The 3,168-nt window shown below is 67.2% G+C and carries 3 protein-coding genes; 1 reads left to right on the top strand and 2 read right to left on the bottom strand.

The annotated features are described in order from the left end of the window. Positions 1–285: 285 nt before the first annotated feature. Entirely contained in the window at positions 286–1,398 is a 1,113-nt protein-coding gene (gene leuB / locus QW868_RS33445; protein WP_315781700.1) for a 3-isopropylmalate dehydrogenase, read from the bottom strand. A 214-nt stretch (positions 1,399–1,612) separates the two neighbouring features. Here leuB and QW868_RS33440 point away from each other — a divergent pair, with 214 nt between their 5' ends. Continuing rightward, positions 1,613–2,845 carry a YbfB/YjiJ family MFS transporter gene (locus tag QW868_RS33440; protein WP_316178822.1) on the top strand — a complete coding sequence of 411 codons (1,233 nt, stop codon included), beginning with the start codon at positions 1,613–1,615 and terminating at the stop codon, positions 2,843–2,845. 167 nt (positions 2,846–3,012) lie between these two features. Here the strand turns inward: QW868_RS33440 and QW868_RS33435 are convergent. After that, on the bottom strand, positions 3,013–3,168 hold a 156-nt coding region (locus QW868_RS33435), incomplete at its 5' end, for a molybdopterin-dependent oxidoreductase (protein ID WP_316232568.1).

The raw sequence follows: 3,168 nt of genomic DNA, 5'->3' as shown, positions 1-3,168 counted from the left end.
CTCTCCACCGAACCGGTCGAAAACTTTGAATCACATCCAGAAATCGCTTGGAATCGCTTTCGGGCATCCCGTAGCCCCCTTGCGGGGAGGGGTCGGGGGTGGGGGTCCCCGGGCGATGCTTGATGTGATGAGTTCGGGTCGAGACGTGCAACGACGAAAAGTAATCGTCGGGGCAGGTGAGACGGTGCCTCAAGCGGGTGTCACTGGGTGGGGACCCTCACCCCCAACCCCTCCCCGCAAGGGGGAGGGGAGTGCACCTTCGGCGCGGCGGAACCTCGGCTCCACCTACGCCGTGAGCTTCTCCAGCTCCTTGATGATCGCCTCGCCCATCTGCGTAGTCGAGGCGGGGGTCGAGCCTTCGGCCTTGATGTCGGCGGTGCGCAGGCCTGACGCCAGCACGGCGGCGATGGCGGCGTCGAGCTTGTCGGCGAGCGCGCCCATGTCGAAGGAGTAGCGCAGCGCCATGCCGAACGACGTCAGCATCGCGATCGGGTTGGCGAGACCCTTGCCGGCAATGTCCGGCGCCGAGCCGTGCACCGGCTCGTACAGCGCGCGGCGCTTGTGGGTCTTGGCGTCGACCTCGCCGAGCGAGGCCGACGGCAGCATGCCGAGCGAGCCGGTCAGCATCGCCGCGATGTCCGACAGCATGTCGCCGAACAGATTGTCGGTGACGATGACGTCGAACATCTTCGGATATTTCACCAGGTTCATGCCGCCGGAATCGGCGAGCTGATGCTCGAGCGTGACGTCCTTGTATTCGCGGTTGTGAACCGCGGTGACGACCTCGTTCCAGAGCACGCCCGACTTCATGACGTTGCGCTTCTCCATCGACGTCACCTTGTTGCGGCGCTTGCGCGCGAGGTCGAAGGCCACGCGGGCGATGCGCTCGATCTCATAGGTGTCGTAGACCTGGGTATCGACGGCGCGCTTCTGGCCGTTGCCGAGATCGGTGATGGTCTTGGGCTCGCCGAAATACACGCCGCCGGTCAGCTCGCGCACGATCATGATGTCGAGCCCCTCGACGATCTCGCGCTTCAGGCTGGAGGCATCGGCGAGCGCCGGGTAGCACACGGCGGGGCGCAGATTGGCGAACAGGCCGAGATCCTTGCGCAGGCGCAAGAGGCCCGCCTCGGGGCGGACCTCGTAGGGAACGCCATCCCATTTCGGGCCGCCGACGGCGCCGAAGATGATGGCGTCGGCCGCCTTGGCCTTGTCCATGTCGGCTTCCGAGATCGAGGCGCCATGGGCGTCATAGGCCGCGCCGCCGACCAGCCCGTCCTCGGTCTCGAACGAGGCGAGCCCCTTGGCGTTGAGCCAGCCGATCAGCCGCTTCACCTCCGCCATCACTTCGGGGCCGATGCCGTCGCCGGGCAGCAAAAGGAGCTTCTGGGTCGCCATGGTCGTTGTCCTCGCGGGGCTTGTCATGCCCGGGCGTTGCGCGGGCATCCAGCATTCCTGGCCGGATTGCCGGCCAAACCGGCAATGACGGGAACGAAAATCCGCGCGGAGTGCTAAAGCCCTCCTGCACGGTTGGCAAGCCACCATTGCCGCCGCACGTCTTCTGGACCGGCGCGCCGAGCTGCTATGTTCTCCAGGATCGCCGCTAGAGAGCATGGACTGCCGGACGATCGCTGCGCCGGAGCATGTCTTGCTGAATCCCACGCCCGATCCGCCTCCGGCCCATCCGGCGCGGCTCAACCTGACGCTCTCGCTCGGCCCCATCGTCGGCCTCGGCATCGGCCGCTTCGCCTATGCGCTGGTGCTGCCGGACATGCGCGACTCGCTGCACTGGTCGTACTCGGCCGCGGGTTTCATGAACACCGTGAACGCCGCCGGCTATCTGATCGGCGCGCTGATCGCGTCGCGTCTGATCGGCCGAACCGGCGCACCGGCGACGGTGCGTGGCGGAACCCTGGCGGCGCTGGCCTCGCTCGCGGTCTGCGCCCTGACAGGCGACTTCGTCTCGCTCAGCTTGGCGCGGCTGATCACCGGCATCGGCGCGGGCGTCGCCTTCGTCGCGGGCGGCACGCTGGCGGCGCGGATCGCGCAATCGCGGCCGGCCCAGGCGAGCTTCATCCTCAGCCTGTTCTATGCCGGACCGCCGCTCGGCATCGTCGCCTCCGGCCTGGTGGCGCCGTTCGTGCTGCAGGCGTTCGGGCCTGGCTCGTGGTGGATCGTCTGGCTGGCGCTGACCGCGCTTGGCTGCGTGCTGATCCTGCCGCTGCTGCTGACGCCGATCCCGGCGATGGCGGCCGTGCCCGGCGGCAGCGCGGGTCCGGTCTCGCTGCGGCCGATGGCGATCTATCTGTTCGGCTACTTCCTCTATGGCGCCGGCTACATCGCCTATCTCACCTTCATGATCGCCTATGTCCGCGACCTCGGCGGCGGCGCCGCCGCCCAGTCCGCGTTCTGGTGCCTGATCGGGCTGGCCGGCTTCACCACGCCGTGGGTGTGGCGCCGCGTGCTGGCGCTGGATCGCGGCGGTATGCCGGCCGCGATCATCCTCACCATCAACGCCATCGGCGCCGCGCTGCCGGCGCTCAGCCATTCGCCAGCCATGCTGGCGCTGTCGGCCGCGATCTTCGGCGTCGCCTTCTCCACCGTCACCACGGCAACCACCGCGTTCGTGCGCTTCAACCTGCCGCAGGCGGCGTGGTCGCGCGCGATCGCGGCCCTGACCATCGTGTTCGGCATCGGCCAGACGCTGGGTCCATTCGTGGTCGGGGCGATTACCGATGCGATGGGAAGCCTGACTTATGCGCTGAATGTATCGGCGGCCTTGTTGCTGTTGGGTGCTGTGATGGCGGCGATGCAGGGGAAGTTGAAAGCCGCCGATCGAGCCTAACAAATGGTGTCGTCCCGGCGAACGCCGGGACCCATACCGCGGAAGCCATCGAGGGACGAGGCTGCCAGTTGCCCGCGTCATCACCGCCGGTGGCTATGGGTCCCGGCTCAAGGCCGGGACGACAGCGGAGGATGTGGCGGCGATCGCGGCTCTATCGATCGACGTCTTCAGCTCCCGCTGAACGAATTGTACCCCTGATCCTCCCAATAGCCGCCCTTGTAGTCGTTGGTGATTTCCATCGCGACGACGTATTTCGGGTTCTTGAAGCCGAGCTTGGTGGGGACGCGGATCTTCATCGGGTAGCCATAGGCGCGCGGCAGGAT

The organism is Bradyrhizobium sp. SZCCHNR1051 (assembly GCF_032489615.1).
Taxonomy (GTDB): Bacteria; Pseudomonadota; Alphaproteobacteria; order Rhizobiales; family Xanthobacteraceae; genus Bradyrhizobium.
The sequence above is the reverse complement of the archived record's forward strand: the minus strand, read 5'-3'. Positions and strand labels throughout refer to the sequence as shown.

Coding starts and splice junctions, on each gene's coding strand:
- QW868_RS33440 (WP_316178822.1), top strand. CDS start 1,613: ATGGACTGCCGGACGATCGCTGCGCCGGAGCATGTCTTGCTGAATCCC.
- leuB (WP_315781700.1), bottom strand. CDS start 1,398: ATGGCGACCCAGAAGCTCCTTTTGCTGCCCGGCGACGGCATCGGCCCC.